The organism is Nonomuraea sp. NPDC048881, from assembly GCF_040649795.1.
Lineage (GTDB): Bacteria > Actinomycetota > Actinomycetes > Streptosporangiales > Streptosporangiaceae > Nonomuraea.
Map to the genome: position 1 here is coordinate 522444 of NZ_JBEZGC010000003.1, position 18490 is coordinate 540933.

The 18490-nt window shown below is 71.7% G+C and carries 13 protein-coding genes; 6 read left to right on the plus strand and 7 right to left on the minus strand.

Features of this window, described 5'->3' with window-relative positions; translation table 11 throughout:
- Nucleotides 1–21 precede the first annotated feature (21 nt).
- A complete protein-coding gene (locus tag AB0C33_RS13355; protein WP_358286831.1) occupies nucleotides 22–4581 on the minus strand; it encodes a CHAT domain-containing protein in 4560 nt (1519 codons plus the stop codon).
- A 68-nt stretch (nucleotides 4582–4649) separates the two neighbouring features.
- Between AB0C33_RS13355 and AB0C33_RS13360 the strand changes: the two genes are divergently transcribed.
- Entirely contained in the window at nucleotides 4650–5006 is a 357-nt protein-coding gene (locus AB0C33_RS13360) for a hypothetical protein (protein WP_358286833.1), read from the plus strand.
- Entirely contained in the window at nucleotides 5003–5773 is a 771-nt protein-coding gene (locus tag AB0C33_RS13365; RefSeq protein ID WP_358286835.1) for a hypothetical protein, read from the plus strand. The genes AB0C33_RS13360 and AB0C33_RS13365 overlap by 4 nt, the downstream gene beginning before the upstream one ends.
- A gap of 240 nt (nucleotides 5774–6013) precedes the next feature.
- On the opposite strand, the gene AB0C33_RS13370 is transcribed toward AB0C33_RS13365, so the two are convergent.
- The gene (locus AB0C33_RS13370) at nucleotides 6014–7231 is read right to left on the minus strand and encodes an FAD-dependent oxidoreductase (RefSeq protein WP_358286837.1); all 1218 of its coding nucleotides are present in this window, start codon (nucleotides 7229–7231) and stop codon (nucleotides 6014–6016) included.
- A gap of 68 nt (nucleotides 7232–7299) precedes the next feature.
- Between AB0C33_RS13370 and AB0C33_RS13375 the strand changes: the two genes are divergently transcribed.
- Complete coding sequence (locus AB0C33_RS13375) at nucleotides 7300–7677, plus strand: hypothetical protein (protein WP_358286839.1); 378 nt, start codon at nucleotides 7300–7302, stop codon at nucleotides 7675–7677.
- A gap of 151 nt (nucleotides 7678–7828) precedes the next feature.
- On the opposite strand, the gene AB0C33_RS13380 is transcribed toward AB0C33_RS13375, so the two are convergent.
- Both AB0C33_RS13380 and AB0C33_RS13385 read right to left on the minus strand, forming a co-directional pair.
- Nucleotides 7829–8173, minus strand: coding sequence for a hypothetical protein (locus AB0C33_RS13380; protein ID WP_358286841.1), 345 nt, complete (start codon nucleotides 8171–8173; stop codon nucleotides 7829–7831).
- Nucleotides 8174–8322: 149 nt separating this feature from the next.
- A complete protein-coding gene (locus tag AB0C33_RS13385; protein ID WP_358286843.1) occupies nucleotides 8323–9459 on the minus strand; it encodes an FAD-dependent oxidoreductase in 1137 nt (378 codons plus the stop codon).
- A gap of 305 nt (nucleotides 9460–9764) precedes the next feature.
- On the opposite strand from AB0C33_RS13385, the gene AB0C33_RS13390 reads away from it, so the two are divergent.
- Nucleotides 9765–11378, plus strand: coding sequence for a thiamine pyrophosphate-dependent enzyme (locus tag AB0C33_RS13390; RefSeq protein WP_358286845.1), 1614 nt, complete (start codon nucleotides 9765–9767; stop codon nucleotides 11376–11378).
- A gap of 201 nt (nucleotides 11379–11579) precedes the next feature.
- Here AB0C33_RS13390 and ligA read toward each other — a convergent pair whose 3' ends face one another.
- The gene (ligA, locus tag AB0C33_RS13395; RefSeq protein WP_358286847.1) at nucleotides 11580–13655 is read right to left on the minus strand and encodes an NAD-dependent DNA ligase LigA; all 2076 of its coding nucleotides are present in this window, start codon (nucleotides 13653–13655) and stop codon (nucleotides 11580–11582) included.
- Nucleotides 13656–13727: 72 nt separating this feature from the next.
- Nucleotides 13728–13952, minus strand: a complete 225-nt coding sequence (locus AB0C33_RS13400) for a hypothetical protein (RefSeq protein ID WP_358286849.1) — start codon at nucleotides 13950–13952, stop codon at nucleotides 13728–13730.
- A 165-nt stretch (nucleotides 13953–14117) separates the two neighbouring features.
- On the opposite strand from AB0C33_RS13400, the gene AB0C33_RS13405 reads away from it, so the two are divergent.
- The gene (locus AB0C33_RS13405; protein WP_358286851.1) at nucleotides 14118–14441 is read left to right on the plus strand and encodes a hypothetical protein; all 324 of its coding nucleotides are present in this window, start codon (nucleotides 14118–14120) and stop codon (nucleotides 14439–14441) included.
- A 28-nt stretch (nucleotides 14442–14469) separates the two neighbouring features.
- On the opposite strand, the gene AB0C33_RS13410 is transcribed toward AB0C33_RS13405, so the two are convergent.
- Nucleotides 14470–17274 (minus strand): LuxR C-terminal-related transcriptional regulator, encoded by a 2805-nt coding sequence (locus AB0C33_RS13410; RefSeq protein WP_358286853.1) that lies wholly within the window; start codon nucleotides 17272–17274, stop codon nucleotides 14470–14472.
- Between the two features lie 134 nt (nucleotides 17275–17408).
- Here AB0C33_RS13410 and AB0C33_RS13415 point away from each other — a divergent pair, with 134 nt between their 5' ends.
- Entirely contained in the window at nucleotides 17409–18194 is a 786-nt protein-coding gene (locus tag AB0C33_RS13415; protein ID WP_358286855.1) for an alpha/beta hydrolase, read from the plus strand.
- Nucleotides 18195–18490: the final 296 nt, after the last annotated feature.

Genomic DNA, 18490 nt, shown 5'->3' on the forward strand with positions numbered 1-18490 from the left:
CCGGCCGACCGCTGGTCGCGGTTACACGCCGATATGCACGTACGGGGCCCAGAACATCGGGCTGCCGAAACGGGCGGTGCCGCGCAGCCGGGTGACGGCCCGGTGCAGCGCCACCGCGGGGTCGGCGGCGCCCGCGGCGAGAACGGCGTACACGTCCGCGGCCACCTCGGCGGCCGAGGCGTCGTACATCGACCACAGGGTGCCGATCACGTTGCGGTAGCCCGCGAGCTGGAACGCCGCGGCCAGGTGGATGGCCTCGTCGGTGAGCGCGGCGTCGCCCTGCGCGGTCTCGCAGGCCGACAGGAAGGCCAGATCGCCCCCGTCCACGCCGACCGTGGTCAGGTCGAGCACGGTCAGGTCGGCGTCGTGCAGCGCCAGGCGGCTGGCGGAGGGGGCGGCGTCGTCCTGGTCGCCGTGGCAGGCGAAGTGGACCCGCCGGTAGGCGGGAATGGCGTCGAGCACGGCGCGCCGGGTGGCGGCCGAGTCCTCGATCACGACCGCCCGCGGGCCCAGGGCGTCGCGGATGGCCCGTACCTCGGCGGGGACCTGGGGCAGGTTCGCGTACTGCCGGTCAGGGCGCGAGGTGGCGGCCAGCGCGGCCACCAGGACCGGCGCGGACGGCGGCGCCGACGGCATGGCCCTGGCGCGGAGCAGGGCCTGAAGGGTCGGCGTGTAGGAGGACACGACGTGGTCGCCCGCCCACGGGCCGCCGTCACGGTGCCGTCCGGCGGCGTGCAACGGCAGGCCCGCCAGCGGCCCGGTGGGGCACCACCAGAGCCTGGGCGGGTCTCCGTCCGAGGCCACGGGCAGGCCGAGCTCGTGCAGCACGGGGCCGGTGACGGCGTCCCACAACCATTCCAGGGTGGCCAGCACGGTCTGGGCGGCGGAGATGCGCGCCGCCATGCCGCCGTGCGCCGCTCCGAGCGTGCGGCGGAACTCCCGGGCCCGCCCGGCGGCCTCCTCGCGGCTCAGCCGCGGCAGCGGCAGCACGCGCAGCCCGCCGGAGGTGAGGAGCAACGCGTCGCAGCGCCGCCGGTCCAGGTTGACCAGGACGACGGGACCGCGGTCGGCGGCCGTGCGCAGGGCTGTGAAGTCAGGTGGCCGGAGGAACGACGCGAAGCCCGGCAGCTCCCTGATCCGGTCGCACAGCTCGGTGAAGCGGGCCGTCGCCCGGCGCCGCAGGTCGGCTTCGAGCCGCCGGTCGGGACGCCCGATCGAGCCGAGTTCGTCGGGTTGCAGTGACTCGCCGGCCGACGGCCTGTCCAGGACGGCGCTCACCTCGTCGAACTCGGCGGCGAGCCCGGGATGACGGGCGCGCAGCTCGCTCCGGTCGCTCCTGGTCTGGAGCAGCTGGGCCCACAACACGCTGCGTCCCTGTTCGAGCAGCTGGACGGCGGCCCTCGGCGCTCCCGCGACCAGCGCCGCGGCGGCCGCCTCCGTGGCCAGCCCCGCCGCCTGCCTGAGCTGGTACTCCTGCGAGCCCCGGTCGAGCCCGCGCCAGGCCGCGAGCGGCAGCAGTTCCTGCACGCACACCCGGTACTGCTCCAGGGCCTCGACCGGGTGGCCGTGGCGCAGGTTGTAGCCGGCGTACATGCGGGTGTTCTCCAGCCGGGCCAGGGAGTCCTGCGAGGTGACGCCGGCGGAGAGCCGGAAGGCGGCCATGGCGCGGTCGCGGTCGCGGCTGCGGCGGCGGCGTTCGTACCTCTCGTTCAGGGCCAGCCCGAGCTGGGAGGCGCGGGCGGCCAGCAGGGGGTCGTCGGGCGGGGTCGCGTCCACCGACGCCTCCAGGTGCCGGATGGCGGCGCGCAGGTCGCGCATCCGGTCCGTACGCCAGAAGCGCAGCAGCCGGCCGTGGCCCACCAGGTGCTGCTGGCCGGCCCACGACGGGTCGTCCCTGGACGTGGCGGCCAGCCCTTCTCGGCCCAGGCGGACGATCTCCTCCAGGTCGCCGGGGTGGTCGTCGTAGCGGCTGACGTACAGCAGCGACAGGCCCTTGGTGAGGACGGGCCGGAAGGCGTGGCCGGGCGGGAGCATCGCCAGGGCCTCGCGGCCGGCCGCGATCGCCTCGTCGAGGTCGCCGGGCCTGCCCCGCACGTCGGCGCGGCGGCGCAGCACGCCCGCCTTGTGGTACAACATCGGCGCCCGTTGCGTCAGGTCGGCGGTGGGAGCGGCCAGGGCCCGTTCGATCGTCTCGGCCGCCTCGTCGAGGTCCCCCCTGTCGCCGCGGTGGTCGGCCCGCTTCCACAGGCCGCCGCTGAGCGCCTGGAGCGTGGGGCCCGTGAGCGGAGAGCGCGACGGCAGCGCGGCCAGCGCGGAGCGGGCGAGGTCGACGGACCTGTCGAGGTCGGCGACCTCGCCGAGCATCGTGTACCGCTGCGACAGCACGATGGCCAGCTGGGTCTGGCAGGGCGGCCGTTGCGGGTGGTCCTCGGGCAGCTCGTCGAGCGCCTGCGTGAGGGTCCGCGCGGCAGACTCGACGTCGGCGCGGTCGCCGGTGCGCTGACCGCGGATGCGCTGCGCCTCGGCCAGGTTGAGCATGGCGTTCGCCCGGACGGATCCGCGCACCGGCAGGCGCAGCGCCTCCTCGCCCGCCGCGATCGCCGCGTCCAGGACGGCCGGGGACCCGGTCGACTCGGCCCGCGCGGTGAGGGCCTGCGACAGCACGTTCAGGGCGAAGGCCCGGTTGGGGTGCCCGTCCGGCAACTCGGGCAGGGCCCGGCGCAGGGCGGAGATCGCCTCGTCGAGCGTGCCGGGGTCGGCGGCGAGCCGGGAGTTCTGGGCCAGGGCCCGGCCCAGCGCCAGTTGCGCGTTGAAGCGCCGCTCGCCGGGCGGCGCCGAACGTGCGGCCTGCCGGGCCAGGTCGAGGGCGGCGTCGGCGCCGGCGCCGGCGGAGTGGGCGGCGCCGTCCTGCAGCACGATGCTGAGCTCCGACTCGAGCACGCTGCGGTTGGGGTGGGTCGCGGGCGTCGCGTCGAGCGCCGCCCGGTACGCGTCCACGGCCGCCTTCAGGTGGGCCGGATCGCCGTCCTGGCGGTGCAGGCGCGACCTCGTCATGCCCCGGACGTGCTCGACGAGCCTGCGGTCGTCGTGGCCGGGCGGCATGAGCGCGTCCGCCTCCGCGACGAGGGCGAGCGCGTCGTCGAGGACGGCCCGCTCGCCGGTCAGGTCGTGGACGGCGCACCGGACGAGAGCGAGCTGCACCTTCAGGTGGCCGGTGACCGGAAGGTCGGTCCGGGTCAGGTCGGCGAGCATGTCCGCGGAGCGGTCGAGGTCCCGGCGGTCGCCGCGCGCCGCGTAGCGGGCGTACAGGGCTCCAGTGAGGGTGAAGCGCAGCAGGTGGAGCCGGTCCTCGTCGTGACCGGGCGTGGTCAGGGCCCGGTCGGCCTGGGCGATGGCCGCCTCCAGCTCGTCCGGATCGGCGGTGATCGCCCTCATGACCCTGGCCGTGGCCCGGCTCACCTCGTCCTGCAGGTCCTCGCCCGAGCCCAGATCGGCCTGGTCGCCGGTGACGGAGAAGCGGGCGGTGCTCGTCGCCTGCAACTCCTCGCGCAGCTCCTGGTCGTCGGGCCGGTCCCGCAGGAGGGCGCGGACGCGGGCGGCGAGCTCGTCGACGTCATCCAGACGCGCCCCCTGGGAGATGCGGTTCCACAGCAGGTTGCGCAGCACCTGGTCCGCGAACCGGTCGAGTGCGGACAACCCCGGGCGCGGGTCGCCGAGGGCCCGGCGCAGGAGGGTGATCGCGTCGTCCCGGTCGGCGGGCAGCCGGGTGGCGCCGAACCGGGCGTACAGCATCAAACCGTGCTGGAGCACGGCGAAGCGGCGGGCAGGCAGGTCCGCGGGCAGGTCGTCCGCCAGGGCGGCCCAGCCGGTGAGCAGGTCGTCGAGGTCCTCGGGGCGTTCCAGCATGGCGTAGCGGTTGCCGACGATCGTCAACCGGCCGATCTCGTACCGCCGGCGGTGCAGCCCTGTGTGGGGCAGGAGCGCGATCGCTTCGTCCATGGTCGCGATCGCCGTCCGGGCGAGCTCCGGGTCCCCGGCCTCCGTCGCCCGCACGCTCAGCACCACCGACAGCCTGTTCAGATCCGCCGCCCGGTCCAGGTCGGAGTCTCCGTCGGGACGGCCCAGGGCGATCGCCCGGCGGCACAGCTCCAGCGCGCCGGCGAGGTCGCCGGTCTCTCCCCCGCCCATCATGCGGCGTCTGGCGACGGTCAGTCCCAGCTTCGACAGCGCCGCGGCGGAGTCGGGCGCGAGGTCGGCCGCCTGCCGATACCGGACGATCGCGGCGTCGATGTCGGCCGGGGCGGCGGTGAGGTCCCACTTCGCGACCAGCGCGTCAGCCGCGGCGATCAGGCCCGTGAGTCGTTCCCGCACGTCCGCGGGAGGATTCTCCAGCGCGGTCAGGCAGGCGGCGACGGCCTGGTCCAGGTCGTCCCGGCCGCCGGTGCGGCCGTGGCGCATCAGCAACGCCCTGCCGTACGGCGTGCCGCCCTCCCGGGCGTACAGGTCTACCGCCTGGTCGAGGGCTTCGAGGTCGTCCTCGCGTTCGAAGCGGGCCAGCAGCTCGGCCGGGTCGGGTTCCATGTCCGCTCAGAGCGGCCGGAGGAATCGCGGGATACCGGAGAGGGCCGTCCATCGTGGACGATGTGATCATGACCGAGGACGAGGCGCGGGCGTACCTCTGCGCCGAACTTCCCTCTCTGCGGCGGGACGCCGCCGCCGGCGGCTGGACGGCGGCCCTGGCCGACGCGCTGACCGTGCTCGACGAGGGCGGCACGGCCCGCGACGTGCTGACGCTGCTCGACCCCGCCACGGCCGAAGACGCCGACGAGTCGCGCGGAGATCCGCATCCGCAGCCGTATCTGCTGTTCGGCGCTGCCGGGCCCGAGCTGCGCGGCGTGTACGTCTGCCCCGACGGCTGGTGCCCCCGCCGGTCGGGTCGCGACGCCGCGAACCGGCCCCCCGTCTGCGCCCTGCGCCGGCGGCCCATGCGTTTCACGGAGTCGTGACCGCCGTGCTCGACGGGTTGCTCACCGAGGTCGGCAAGAAGGCCACCGAACGCTGGCTGTCCCCGGCCTGGCCGCTCGGTCTCTGCTTCGCGGCGGCGGCCTGGTGCACGGTCACCCTCGGCCATGCCCACGCCCTCGATCTGGGCCTGCTCGTCCGGCGCACCCGCGCCGGCCTGACCCGGATCGGCCTCGACCCGGTGGCGCTGGTGACGGTGGGGGTCATCGCGGTGCTGGCCGCCGCCGTGGCGGCGGGCCTGGCCCGGCTGGCGGTGGGCGCGGTCGAGCGGTTGTGGCTGCTGGAACGGCGCGGACGCAGGCTCACCTGGCCGGGGCGGCGGCTCGCGCTGCTGGAGGAGCGGGTGCGGGCCGAGTACCACGGACTGCGGGTCTCCCTGGTGTGGCCCCGGTTGTGGTCGCTGCTGGAGGATCACCAGCGCGTACCCGTACGCGACGCCCGCGCGGCGCTCGACACCGCCGCGCTCACCGTGAGCTGGGGCCTGCTGTACGCGCTCCTCGGCTGCGCCTGGTGGCCCGGCGCCGTGGTCGCGGCGGCCCTGGTGACCGGCGGCTGGACGGCCGGCCGGCGCCATGCCCACGCGTACGCGACCCTGGTGGAGAGCCTGGTGGACGTCCGCCAGCGCGACCTGGCCACGGCGCTGGGCGTGGAGCTGCAGCACGGCGTGATCACGGCGGAGGAGGCCGGCCAGATCAACGCCCGGCTGCACAAGGGCGGCCCCGACCTCCCGGCGCGCCGCCGCCCGGAGTGAGGGCCCGACTCCGGGCGGCCCGGTGCGGCCCGTGCAGTTACGGCAGAGAGGCGACGAGCTCGGCGAACTCCTCCGGCGTGGACGATGCGCACGCCCAGGATCTAGGTCTTGGCCCGCTTGGACCCGGCCTTCTTCAGCTTGGCCACCCGCGCAGTCTGGCGATCTTGATTCTCCGCTCTTGGGCGTTCGTGGTGGTGTGCCCTCGGGAGGCTGAGGCCCGCTGCGGAGGAGGTCGTACCGTCAACTCGCCGGGTCGTCATGGGAGAACCGTTCCGGGCGGAAGTCGGCGAGCGTCTCGTCCCTCCTCCCGCTGACGATCTCCGACGCGAGCAGCCGGCCGATCACCGGCCCGAGCGTGATGCCGCTGTGGGAGACGGCCTCGTAGTAGCCCGGCACGGACGGCACCGCTCCCACCGAGGGGTATCCGTCGCCCGGGATGGGCCGGTCGACCACCCGTGTCCCGGCGATGCGGGAGTCCTCGAACCCGCGAACGACGTGCCGCGCCGACTCGTGCAGCAGCCGTTCGAGCGCCGCCGGCTCTTCGCCGGTGTCGATGAGCGCGTCGACCTCGCGGCTGTGGAAGACCACCGAAGCGTCTCCGTCAGGACGGATCGCGACGCGCGGCGCGTGCATGGTCCGGCGGATCGGCACCTGGGCACACTCGATCCGGGTGACGAGGCCGGGCTCCCGGCGCATCGGCAAGTGCCGCGCGACGAGCCCGGCGACGTGGGCGGCGCCGGGTCCCGCGGCGTTCACGACGGCGTCGACGTCGAGACGGCTGCCGTCGGACAGGACGACGGCCCGTATGCTCCCGTCGGCGCCGGTGCCGACGTCATGGACCGTGGTGCCGAACCGGTGCTCGGCGCCGGCCGCGACGGCCTGGCCGACCAGGCGGCCGACGAGATGGCGTCCGTGCACCCAGGCTTCGTCGGGAAAGAACACGACCGGAACCTCGTCGGACAGCGTGAGCGCGGGTTCGAGGTGGCGGCGTACCTCGGCTCCCGTGCGTACCTCGGCCCGGTAGCCCCAGCCGGCCAGCAGCCCGGCCGTTTCCAGGAGGCTCGCCTCCGTCGCGGGGTCGTCCGCCCAGCGCAGGTGGCCGCCGGGGTGCCACCATGGGTCCGGCCCGATGATCCCGGCAAGCTCGCGGTACGCCGCCATGCTCGCGACGTTCAGGTCGAAGTAGGACCTGCTCGCGGTCTTGGCACTGGCGTTGACCCACGAGAACGACCAGTCGGTGACCCCTTCACCCGGCCGGCCGGCGTCGACGAAGACCACCTTGACGCCGTGCCGTGCCACATTCCAGCCCACACAGGCTCCGAGAACGCCCACCCCGATGACAGCAACACATCCAGGCCGCTCCACGACCCGATTCTCGCACGAACACTCGTCTCCGGCCCCATGGCAGCGGCGCCCACCGAGCCATCCGATCAGGAGTGCGTCGCTTGGATCGCCCACCAGCCGAGAACAACGGGCAGGCGTTTCACGGCCTTTGGGCTTGCTCGGACAACTAACGAGGAGATCTCATGCTGAGAAGACTCATCCCGGCTGCTGTCGCTGCCATCTCTCTCGCAGGGCTGGCGTTCGTGTCACCCGCGAGCGCGGCAAGCCTTCACGATCGCCTGTATGGCTGCGGGCGGGGAGATTTCTGCGTGTATTCGACAGAGGTCATCTCGGAAGCAACGAAGATCGGCATCGGCCGGGGCGAAGACTGGTCGGCCATCGGGGTGCTCTTCAGCCCCTACAAGAACGTCCGGTCCTTCTTCAACTACGGCTGGCCCGCCACCGAGGACCACGTCGTGGTCTCGTTCGTCAATTCGGCCGGCCAGAGCGGGTCGATGTGCGTTCACCGCGCTGAGGACGGTGACGTCGGGGGGGACATGAGACCTACCCTCTGCCCGTGACCGTCACCAAGATCGACTGGGTCGACAGCGCCCAGGGTCCGTGCTGGGGGTAGCCCGCATCCGCCGGGAATCCGGCGGAACCGGCGGCCCGGCGCCGGTGCTGTCCGCTACGAAGCCGCCATCCCCGTCGCTGCCCTCAACGACTGGCTCGTCATTCTTTGACCGTGGGATACGTGGTGGTCACGGCGCTGTCGGCGTCGTAGGAGTCGGACAGTTCGATCGTCGATGGTTTCAGGTCGTGGACCGCGTGTTCGCACTCGATCTCGAAGGCGATCTCGGTGGGGGTGCTGCCGACTTCCTTGAGGTAGAGCTCCAGTCGCTGGTTCAACTGATCTGTCTCATCTATGTCGTACAAGGTGACGAGGCCGCCTGCGACGAGGGCGTCGAGCGAGTCCGTGACCGGCGTGAATCCGCGGAGCATTTCGCACTCGATCATCGCCAGGTCCGTGGAGGGCTGCGACGAGTTGAGAAGGCGGGCAGTGATGTGCAGGGTCACTCTCTCCCCCTTCTCCGCTGTGTCGTCCGGTCCGGGCAGATGCCACGGCTCGCCGTCCTGGGTGAGACATTTGGCTTGGACGCTGAATCCCTGAACTGTCTGAGTCATTGACGCCTCGTCACTTCCTGTGGTTGCTGACATTCCCGCGTTCAGTTCTCGGCGTCATGGGCGATCGACAGTCTCGGATCGACCAGGCGCTCGTTGCGCGGATGGTGAACGTGGAAGTCCGGCATCGGCACTGCGGGCCCCTGGCCGAACACGCCGGCCATGTAGTCCACCAGTTCTTTGCATTTGTCGGGGTCGAACACCTCGTGGTCGTTCTCCTCGACGGTGCCCCCGATGACGACATGGTCATGACGCGGGAACATGTACCCCTTCTGCCCGTACAGGTATTCCAGGTTCACCTGCGGCCGCAACATCGCGAGCTGTCCTCGGTACGAGATCATGTCGTTGTCGTTCCACAATTCCTTCGCGCCGAGCCCGGTGCAGTTGATGATGACTTTCTGCGTCAGGGACGTGAGCACGTCCGTGCTGTTGATGAATCTCCGGCTCACGAACATGACGCCGCGCGCCCTCAGGTCGCGTTCCAGCCTGGGAATGAGGATCGGCGGTTCGACGAGCAACGTCCGGTACCTGTATCCGGAGGTGTTGTGTCCTTGGAACGGCAGGCGCGGAAGATATTCGCGCGGCGGCAGCAGTCCCGGCACGAGTTCATGCACCACGTCGATGCCCGAGGTGGGGCGGACGCTGTAGTTGTCGACCTCGGACACGCCGAAGCCCTTGCCGATGCTGGCCTTGAACATCGTGTAGGCGGTCGCGAGGATGTACTGGAACTCCTGCACCTTGGCGAAGTCCTTGGAATACTCCAGGATCGACGCGGCCCATTGGCCGCCGGCCTTGTACGACGTGGTCTCGACCGGCTTGCGGTCGGAATAGATCGTGACGTTCAGCCCGAGGTCGAGCAGCAGGGTCGCGGCGGTCATTCCCATGACGCCTGCGCCGATCACCGCGATCTCCCTTTCGATGATCTTGGTGTCGGCCTGACGTTTGAGGACCATGTCTCGTACCGCGGCGGCGCAGCCCCAGCTCAGCGTGATGCCTCCACCGCCGTGGCCGTAGTTGTGGATGACGAACCTGTCGCCAAGCTCCTCTCCTTCGAGCCGATACGAGTGCGTGCGGTAGGGCCTCAGACCCGCGAGGCACGCGCCCGGCTGATGGGGATCGAAGGTGAAGTCCGGAGTGGGCAGGTTGGCAGGTGTGCTCACTCCACGCTCGTCCAGCAGCATGTCGGGCTCCGTTGATCAGATGCTTGGCCACCGGTACGCATACCCGTGCGGGCGTCCGGACCTTCCCCGGACTCCAACGCTTGACCGGCCTCAGGACGACTGTTTCCAAGGCGGCGACGACGTCCGGCCGTGCCGCACGTGGACGCCTTGACCTGTGGAAACACCCGCCCTGAGTAAGGTCAAGGCACGGCTCCCGCGCGTTCGCCCGGCCGGCTGCGCGGGTAGGCGTCCCAAACGGCCGGACGATCCGCGCCTATCCCTTTCGACTGATCTGCCGTACGGCGGGCATGCCCAGGAGCGTCATCGTGCCCTTCACCGTTGCCGACTACATCCTCGAGCGGCTGAGCCAGCAACAGGTCGACACCTTGTTCGGTGTGCCCGCCGCATATGGTGCCCCGCTGTTCGACGCGGTGGGCGCGCACCACATCACGCCGGTGGTGACCGCCACCGACCTCGAAGCGGGATACGCGGCCGACGGTTACGCGCGAACGAAGGGCCTGGGCGCCGCCGCGGTGGCCAACGGCGTCGGCATGCTCAGCATGATCAACGCCATCGCCGGCGCGTTCGTCGAGCGCAGCCCGGTCGTCGTCGTGAACGGCGGCCCGAGCGCCGCGAACCTGGCCAACCTGAAGAACCTGGACGTCCTGTTCTCGCACTCGACCGGCCAGCCCGACGGAGACCTCAACGCCTACCGGCTGGTCACCGCGAGCGCAGCCCGCGCCGGGCAGGCCGCCGACGTGCCCGCCCTGGTCGACAGCGCGATCTCGACGGCGATCAGGAAGAAACGGCCGGTCTACATCGAGATCGATCGGACCATCTGGACGGCGGCCTGTACGCCCCCGGCCGGGGCGCTGCCCGTCACCAATCCGGCGGCGGGCACGGAGCAGCAGCTCGCCACCACGATCGTGGGGCTCGTGCGCGCCGCCACGAAGCCCGTGCTCCTGCTGGGCGTCGAGGTCCAGCGTTACGGACTGGCCGACGAGGTCGCCGCCCTGATCGCCAAGCTCGGTGTCCGCTGGTCGACCCAAGTGCTGGCCAAATCGGTGCTGTCCGAACAGGACGACGGCTGGGTCGGGGTCTTCGCCCCGCCGAGCTGCCAGCCCCCCGAGGTCCGGGACGCGGACCTGATCGTGATGCTCGGCTGCGTCTTCCCCGGCAGCTACGCCGCGTTCATCCGGGACAACACCGACCACCTCGTCACCGCCTACGACGGCAAGGTGAAGATCAAGAACGGGAGCAAGCAGAACGCGGACATCACCGCCCTGGTGACCGCGCTCGTGGCCGAGGCGGCGAAGGAGGCGCCGGTTCCCGTCTCCGCGGCCGTCGACCCGGCCCCGCCCGTCGCCACCGGCCCGCTGACCTACGCCCAGGTGTTCGACCGCGTCGGCGCCGCCCTGGACGCCTCATGGCTGGCGATGCCTGACACCTTCCTCGGTGGCGCCTCGGCGGCGAGCCTGCCGATCAAAGGCCGCGACGGGTTCCTGAGCAGCGCCGTGTGGGCCTCCATCGGCCATTCCGTGGCCGCTGCCGTCGGTGCGTCCTTCGGGTCGAGCAGGCGTCCTCTGGTCATCTGCGGCGACGGCGGCTTCCACATGACCGCCCAGGCACTGTCCACGTTCGTACGTTATGACCGCGACCCCGTCGTCGTGGTCATCGACAACGGCATCTACGGCCTGGAGCAGTACCTCATCGACTCGGACTACTTCACCGACCCCGGCGTGACGCCGAAGCCCTACGTCCTGCTCAACCAATGGGACTTCGTCAAGTTCGCCAACGCTCTGGGCGTGCGGTCCACGTACTCCGTGGACACGGCGGCAGAGCTCGACCAGGCGCTCGCCGCCGTGAAGGCGTCGTCCAGCGCCCCGGCGCTGATCGTCGCGAAGGTCGACTCGCGCGGCCTGCCCGCAGTGCTGCCCTGAACCACCGCCCGAACCCACCTCCTGACGCAATGAGGAAGGTGGGTGGGCGGGCGGGTCCTCTGTCTGACTGTTCGGCTGGGCCGCCAGGCCGTCCTAGGAGGGGCCGGGGGGCTGGGGCCCTCCCGAGCAGATCCCAGCTGCGGAGCCGAGGCCACCCGCGACCGCAGCTCGCCCCCACAGAACCTGCTCTGGCTCATGAAGCTACAGAAAGGAGCTGACAAGTTCGGCGAACTCCTCCGGCGTCACCATCCGCACGCCCAGGCTCTCGGCCTTGGCCCGCTTGGAACCGGCCTTCTCCCCGGCCACCAGCAGCGACGTCTTGGCCGAGACGCTGGAGGACGCCTTGCCGCCGGCCCGCTCGATCAGCTCGTTCATCTGGTTGCGGCTCAACGCCTCCAGCGTGCCGCTCATCGCGCCGGTCACCACGACCGACATCCCGGCCAGCGGCAGCCCGGACCCGCCGCCGGTCTCCGGTGCGCCGGGCTCGGCGGGGGGCGTCCAGCCCGGCTCGGCCATGTTCACGCCCGCCTGGACCAGCTTGTCGATCAGCGGCCCGACCTCGATCAGCTCGGCCACCACGACCGGCGCCTTCTCCGGGCCGATGCCCTCGACCGCCTGGATCGCCTCGGCGTCGGCGGCCCGGATGGCCTCCATCGAACCGAAGTGGCGGGCGATCCGGCGGCTCATCGACCGGCCGGTGCCGCGGACGCCGAGCGCCGCGAACACCCGGCTCAGCGGCCGGCCCTTGGCCTGCTCGAAGGCGGCCAGCAGGTTGTCGGTGCTGGTCTCGCCCATGCGCTCCAGGCTGAGCAGCTGCTCGCGGGTCAGGAAGAACAGGTCGGCGAAGTCGGCGATCAGACCGGCGTCCAGCAGCTGCTTGATGCGGTTCTCGGCCAGGCCCTCGATGTCGAGCTGGTCGCGTCCGGCGGCGTAGATGATGGACGCGATCGCCTGGCAGGCCCGCCCGCGCACGCACCGCCACCGCTCCTGCGAGCGGTCGATGGCGTCGCCGCAGATCGGGCAGACCTGCGGGATCGGGATCGGCCGCTCCTCGCCGGTGCGCAGGTGCACCACCGGCGACTCCACGCGCGGGATCACGTCGCCCGCCTTGTAGACCACCACGCTGTCGCCCAGCATCAGGCCGCGCCGGGTGATGTCGGCGACGTTGTGCAGGGTGGCGTAGGTGACGACGCTGCCGTCGAGCTCGACCGGCTCCAGCACGGCGCGCGGGGCGATGACGCCGGTGCGGCCGGTGTTCCACTCCACCCCGACCAGCTTGGTGATCTTCTCGGTGGCGGGCAGCTTGTAGGCGGTCGCCCAGCGTGGCGCGCGCGAGCTGAACCCGGCCTCGGCCTGGTCGGAGGCCAGGTCACACTTGATCACGATGCCGTCGATGCCGAACGGCAGCCCGGCGCGGGCCGCGGCGATCTCGCCGACGCGCTCCTGCACCCGCTCCAGCGTGTCGGTGACGATCCCGGCGACCGCGGTGGCGGCCGTGGTCTGCACGCCCTGACCGGCCACCCACTCCATGACCTGGCTGTGCGGCAGCTCGCGCAGGCGCGTCGCCAGCTCCGAGTCGTCGCCGGGCGCGGGCAGCGCGCCGTAGCCGAAGAACGTCAGCTCGCACACGTACGGCCGGTCCTGGGCGCGCAGCGTGCCGGCGGCGGCGCTGCGCGGGTTGGCGAACGTGGTGCCGTCGTGCGCCGAGCGCTTGGCGCACGCCTCCTCGAACTGCGACGTCGTCATCATGACCTCGCCGCGCAGCTCCACCGTGACCGGCTCGGCCAGCCGCTCGGGCAGGCCGACGATGGTGCCGACGGCGTGCGAGACGTCCTCGCCCGCGGTGCCGTCGCCCCGGGTGACGAGCTGGGCCAGCCGGCCGCCGCGGTAGCGGGCCGAGATGGCCAGGCCGTCGAGCTTGGGCTCGACGCTCCACGCCGTGACCGGACGGCCGAGCCTGCGCTCGACCGAGGCGGCCCAGTCGGCGAGCTGCTCGGCGCCGAACACGTTGTCCAGGCTGAGCATCGGCACGGTGTGCGGCACGTCCCCCACGACCGCGCCGCCCGCGACCTTGCCCGTCGGCGAGGTCGGCAGCACCTGCTCGGGATGGGCCTCCTCGTACGCCTGAATGCCGCGCACCAGCCGGTCGTAGGCGTCGTCGTCGAGGGTGGAGGTGCCGTCGGCGTAGTAGGCGGCGGCGGAGTCCACGGCGAGCTGCACGGCCTCGGCGTAGGCCGTGTCATCAGCGAGGACGGTGAAAGGGGGCGTCTCGGTCATGCCATAACAATGCCGTTCGCAACCGACAATCCGCGACTCGTGGCACTTCCAAGCGACGATCGGGCAGCGGCGTCACGACAGCCGGGCAAGCATCGCGGTGACATCGTCGGCGAGTGACTCGTCGACGGGCGCGTGGCGGTTCATCAACCGGTACCACATCGCGCGATCACCGCGGACGCGTTGCGCCAGGCCGGTGAAGGCAAGCTGATCCCTGGGCGGGAGGAATCCGGCTGCCCTCCCCGTCGGGATCTTCTCCCGCACATGACCCAGCCGCCAGGTGGCTTTGCGGTGGTTCACGATTGCGGTTCATGATTGTTACGAGCCGGGCCCACCGCCCGTCGTGCCGGCTCGATGTCCGGCCGTGTTCCCCGGAAGCGCGTCCGGGCAGGCGCGTGCACGAAGGAGGCCTGCCAGCTCCTCAGAGGCCGAGCAGGGGCTCGTAGTTCGACGACAGTGCCTGGGGTGACCCCTGACCCCGGACACATCAAGCGGCATGAACGGGAAACCATGGCAGCGGAGTTCGCGATCGGTGAGTACATCCTGGTGCAAGACGGGAGGACCTTCGAAATTTTCCATTGCCTGACGGAGGCCAGGCGATACCACGTGGCGTTCCTCGGCGTGGACGCGAAACCACACGGTGACGGCTTCAAGGTCACGATCGGCACCCGGTACAAGGACCGGATCGTCAACGGGGTGACGCTGAAGATGGATCAGCAGCAGTTCGCGCGTTTCCAGGACTTCATGGCCGCGGCCATCGCAGCGCGCGACGGCACGAACGCCCCATAGCCGGTACGCACGGGCGGGAGCGGACGAGTTACAGGGTTCTCCTACCCGTACTCGTGAGCAGTGCATCGAGGGCGGCTCGGCCCTCTTCGGCGCGATGCGGGATCAGCAGGAGGGTATGGGCCCGTTCCAGCCGGGCGTCGATGCCCTCCCACCGGGCGACCGAGGCCGCCAGCGCGTCCGGGTCCGCGTGGAGCCTGCCGCCGGCGCGAGCCAGGCAGGCCGAGGCCCAGTGGTTCTCACCGGCTGTCAGGAGCGCGGTCGCGAGCCGGTCCGGGGCGTCGGGCAGCCCGGCGACGACCGCGAGCTCGGCTCCCGCCGCCTGCGCGTACGCCGCGTAACGTCCCATCGAGAACGTGCCGAAAGCCCGCTCCACCAGGGCGGTGGCGTCGCTCAGGTCGCCGGAGTGCAGCGCGGCCCGGGCATCGACGAACGCGCCGAAGGAAGTCGGCCGGGCATGCCCGGCCTGCGCGTGGCCGACCACCACGCCGGCCCTGTGACGCCAGAGCCGGAAACGGACCTGGTCGTCGAGAAGCCCATGGGCGAGCGCGATGGCCGACACGGAGGGCAGCAGCCATCCGGCCGGGGGCCGGCCGGCTCGTTCCCAGCCCTCCCACATCCGTTCGCCGTAGCGCAGGGCCGCGCCGAGGTCTCCGGTGAGGACGAGCGCGGGGATCAGCCTGCTGGCCGAGATGTAGGGGTGGTCCCCGACGAGGTCGTCGGCCATCATGAGCCGACCGGCGTTGATCGCCGCGGGCAGATCTCCCGCGACGATCGCGTCGGTGCAGGCCACGTGCAGGGTGTCCACGATCTCGATGGCCGAACGCGGGTCGTCTCGATCCATCTCCGACAGCAGCGCCAGCCGCTCCTCGGTGTATCGCCGGGCCTCGCGATGCCGGCCGGCCCGTACGGCGGCGGTCGTCACAGCGTCGAGCCCCGCGCTGATGAGCACGGCGTCGCCCGTCGTCCGTGCGACGGCGAGCGCCCGGGCGGCCAAGGCCGGGTCCGGATCGAAGGCGCCCGGCCGATCGGTCCAGGCTGCCGCCGTGGTGAGGGCCGCGGCCACGGTCGGGACGCCCGCGTCTCCGGCCTCGGCGGCCTCGGTGAGATGACGGCGAAGCCGCTCGACGGGAATGCCCTCGGGGAAGGAGGCGAGAAACCTCGACGCTGTTTCCACCGCACGGGCCAGGGCGACCGCGCGGCCGTTCTCGTCGCCCGCGGCGTGGGCCTGCGCCGCCGAGGCGAGCAGCAGGTCGAACATGTATTGCCCGGAGATGTTGTCCAGAGAGCAGTCGGCCGCGTTCCGCAGGTCTTCGGCTGCTTCGGCGGGACCGGGCGCTCGTTCGGCTGCCTGCCGGAAGTGGCCTTGGGCCTCGGCCAGGAATCGGCGGACGAAGGTGAGGTGACCCAGCGAGCGGGCCAGGCTGTGCGCCGCCCCGCCCGGTCCAGGCGGTGCGGCGGCCAGCGCCGCACGCAGATCGTCTGCGACCTCGTCGAACTCCCGCCGCCAGACTTCGGCACCGTCCTGTTCGCCGTCCTGTTCGCTGCCCTCGGTCGGCGCCGCCGCCCTGGCCCGCTGTCCGGCGGCGATCAGCCGTTCCCGCATCGCCGTCGCGGTACCGGCCGCCCACAGCAGGTGGAGTTCCCGAGCCGCGTCGTACTCGCCGGCGCCTCGTGACAAGTCCTCGGCGAAGGTTCTGACGGTCTGCAGGAGCCGCCATCGGCTCGCCGTTCCCGGGACGCGTACGACGAGACTCTTGTCGACGAGTCGCCCCAGCACATGGCTCACGGCGCCGGACGGACGGCCGGCGGTGAGCGCCGTCACGGCGGCCAGGTCGAAGCCGCCGCAGAACATCGACAGTCGTCGGAACAGTGCCTGCTCCTCCTCGTCGAGCAGGTCGTGACTCCATTCGAGCACCGCGCGCAGGGATCGATGCCGCTGGTCGGCTGCCCGTCCTCCGGTGAGCAGCCTCAGCGTGTCGTCGAGCGCGACGAGCAGTCCGGCAAGCCCCAGAGAGGCGCTGCGGGCCGCGGCGAGCTCGATGGCCAGGGGAATGCCGTCGAGCCGGGCGCAGATCTCCGTCAGCAGGGCCGGGTCGGCGTCGAACTCCGGATCGGCCGCGGTGGCCCGGTCGAGGAAGAGCGCCTCCGCGTCGGAGGCCAGGGGCAGCGGGCCGATCGGCACGGTTCGTTCACCGGGCACGCCGAGGCGCTCGCGGCTCGTCACGAGGATCCGGGTGCCCGGACAGGCTGCCAGCATTCGCTCCGCGAAACCGGCAGCGGTGTCCAGGACGTGCTCGCAGTTGTCGAGGACGAGCAGCGCCCGATCGCGGCGAAGCCGTTCGATGACGGCATCCTCCAACGGGTGCTGGGCGCGTTCACTGACCCTGAGCACCTTGGCCGCCGCCTGCGCGACGAACCCGTCCCGTACGGGAACCAGATCCACGAACGCCCCGCCGGCCGGGTAGGAGGAGCAGATCTCCGCCGCGAGGCGGCTCTTGCCCGCGCCGCCAGGACCCAGCAGGGTGACCAGCCGGGAGGCGCCGAATGCCGCCAGGGCCGCCTCGTGTTCCCGTTCGCGCCCGACGAACGAGGTCATCGGGGTGGGGACCCCGGGGGGCGGCCCATCCGGGATGTCGCGGTCCACACCGGCCTGCACCGCCTGCTGTGCCAGCTCCTGCCGGTCGGCCACGCCGTACTTGCGCAGCAGCGAGGCGACGTGGCTCTCGACCGTGCGGACGGAGATGCGCAACCTGTTCGCGATCTGCGCGTTCGACAGCCGCGCCGCCACCGCCGCCAGCACCTCGGCCTCACGCTGGGACACCTTTGCGATCATCCGGACATCATCACGTACGTGCGGACGTCACGGATGTCTCAGTAGCGAATCAGTGGAGACCACGGATGTGGGACAGCCGCCACGTGAAGCATTCTGATCATGCAAGCGACGAACACGAACACGAGGGAAACGACATGGACAAGGTCATCTCGCAGGACGGCACCGCGATCGCCTACGACCGGATCGGACAGGGCCCGGCGGTGATCCTCATCGGCGCCGGCCCCAACGACCGATCCGCGACCGCGCCCCTGGCCGAGCTGCTGGCCAAGGACCTGACCGTCTACAACTACGACCGGCGCGGCCGTGGCGACAGCGGTGACACCGCCCCCTACGCGGTGGACCGCGAGTTCGAGGACATCGAGGCCATCATCGCCGCGGCGGGCGGGTCGGCGCACCTGTACGGCACCTCCGGTGGTGGCATCATCGCCCTGGAGGCCGCCGCCCGCGGGCTCGCCGTCGACAGGCTGGCGGTGTGGGAGGTTCCCTACATCCTGCCCGGCACCCGTACGCCGGTGCCTGCCGACTACCGCGAGCAGCTCGTGGCGCTGCTGGCCGAGGGCCGCAGGGGCGACATGTGCGAGCTGTTCCTCACCGCCGCGGTCGGCATCCCGGCCGAGTTCGTGGCCCCGATGCGCGACTTCCCGGGCTGGCCGGCGATGGAGGCCGTGGCCCACACGCTCATCTACGACGCCACCATCACCGGCGACTTCTCCCTGCCCGCCGATCGGCTGACCGGTGTCACGGCGCCCACTTTGGTGATCGACGGCGAGACCATCCCGTGGATCAGCAGCACGGCGCAGGCCGTTGCCGACCTGCTGCCGGACGTCCGGCGAGCCACCCTCACCGGTCAGCCGCACAACGTGGCCCCCGAGGCCATCGCCCCCGCGCTCGCCGCGTTCTTCACCGAGGCCACAGCATGACCACCATCGTCTCGCAGCTGTTCGTGTCGGTGGACGGTGTCGTGGAAGCCCCTGAGCAGTGGCACTTTCCCTACTACGACGAGGAGATGGCCGCGGCCGTCTCCGGACAGCTCGACGAAGCCGACATCCTCCTGCTCGGACGCAGGACCTACGAGGAATTCGCGCCCGGTCTCCGGCGAACTCGCCGCCCTCAAGCAGGGGCCGGACCGGCACGTCACCATCAGCCGAATGGGCGGCGGCCCGGTCGTCCACGCCGGGCCCACGTCGTGGCCGCCCCCGCAAGCACAACCGTCGGC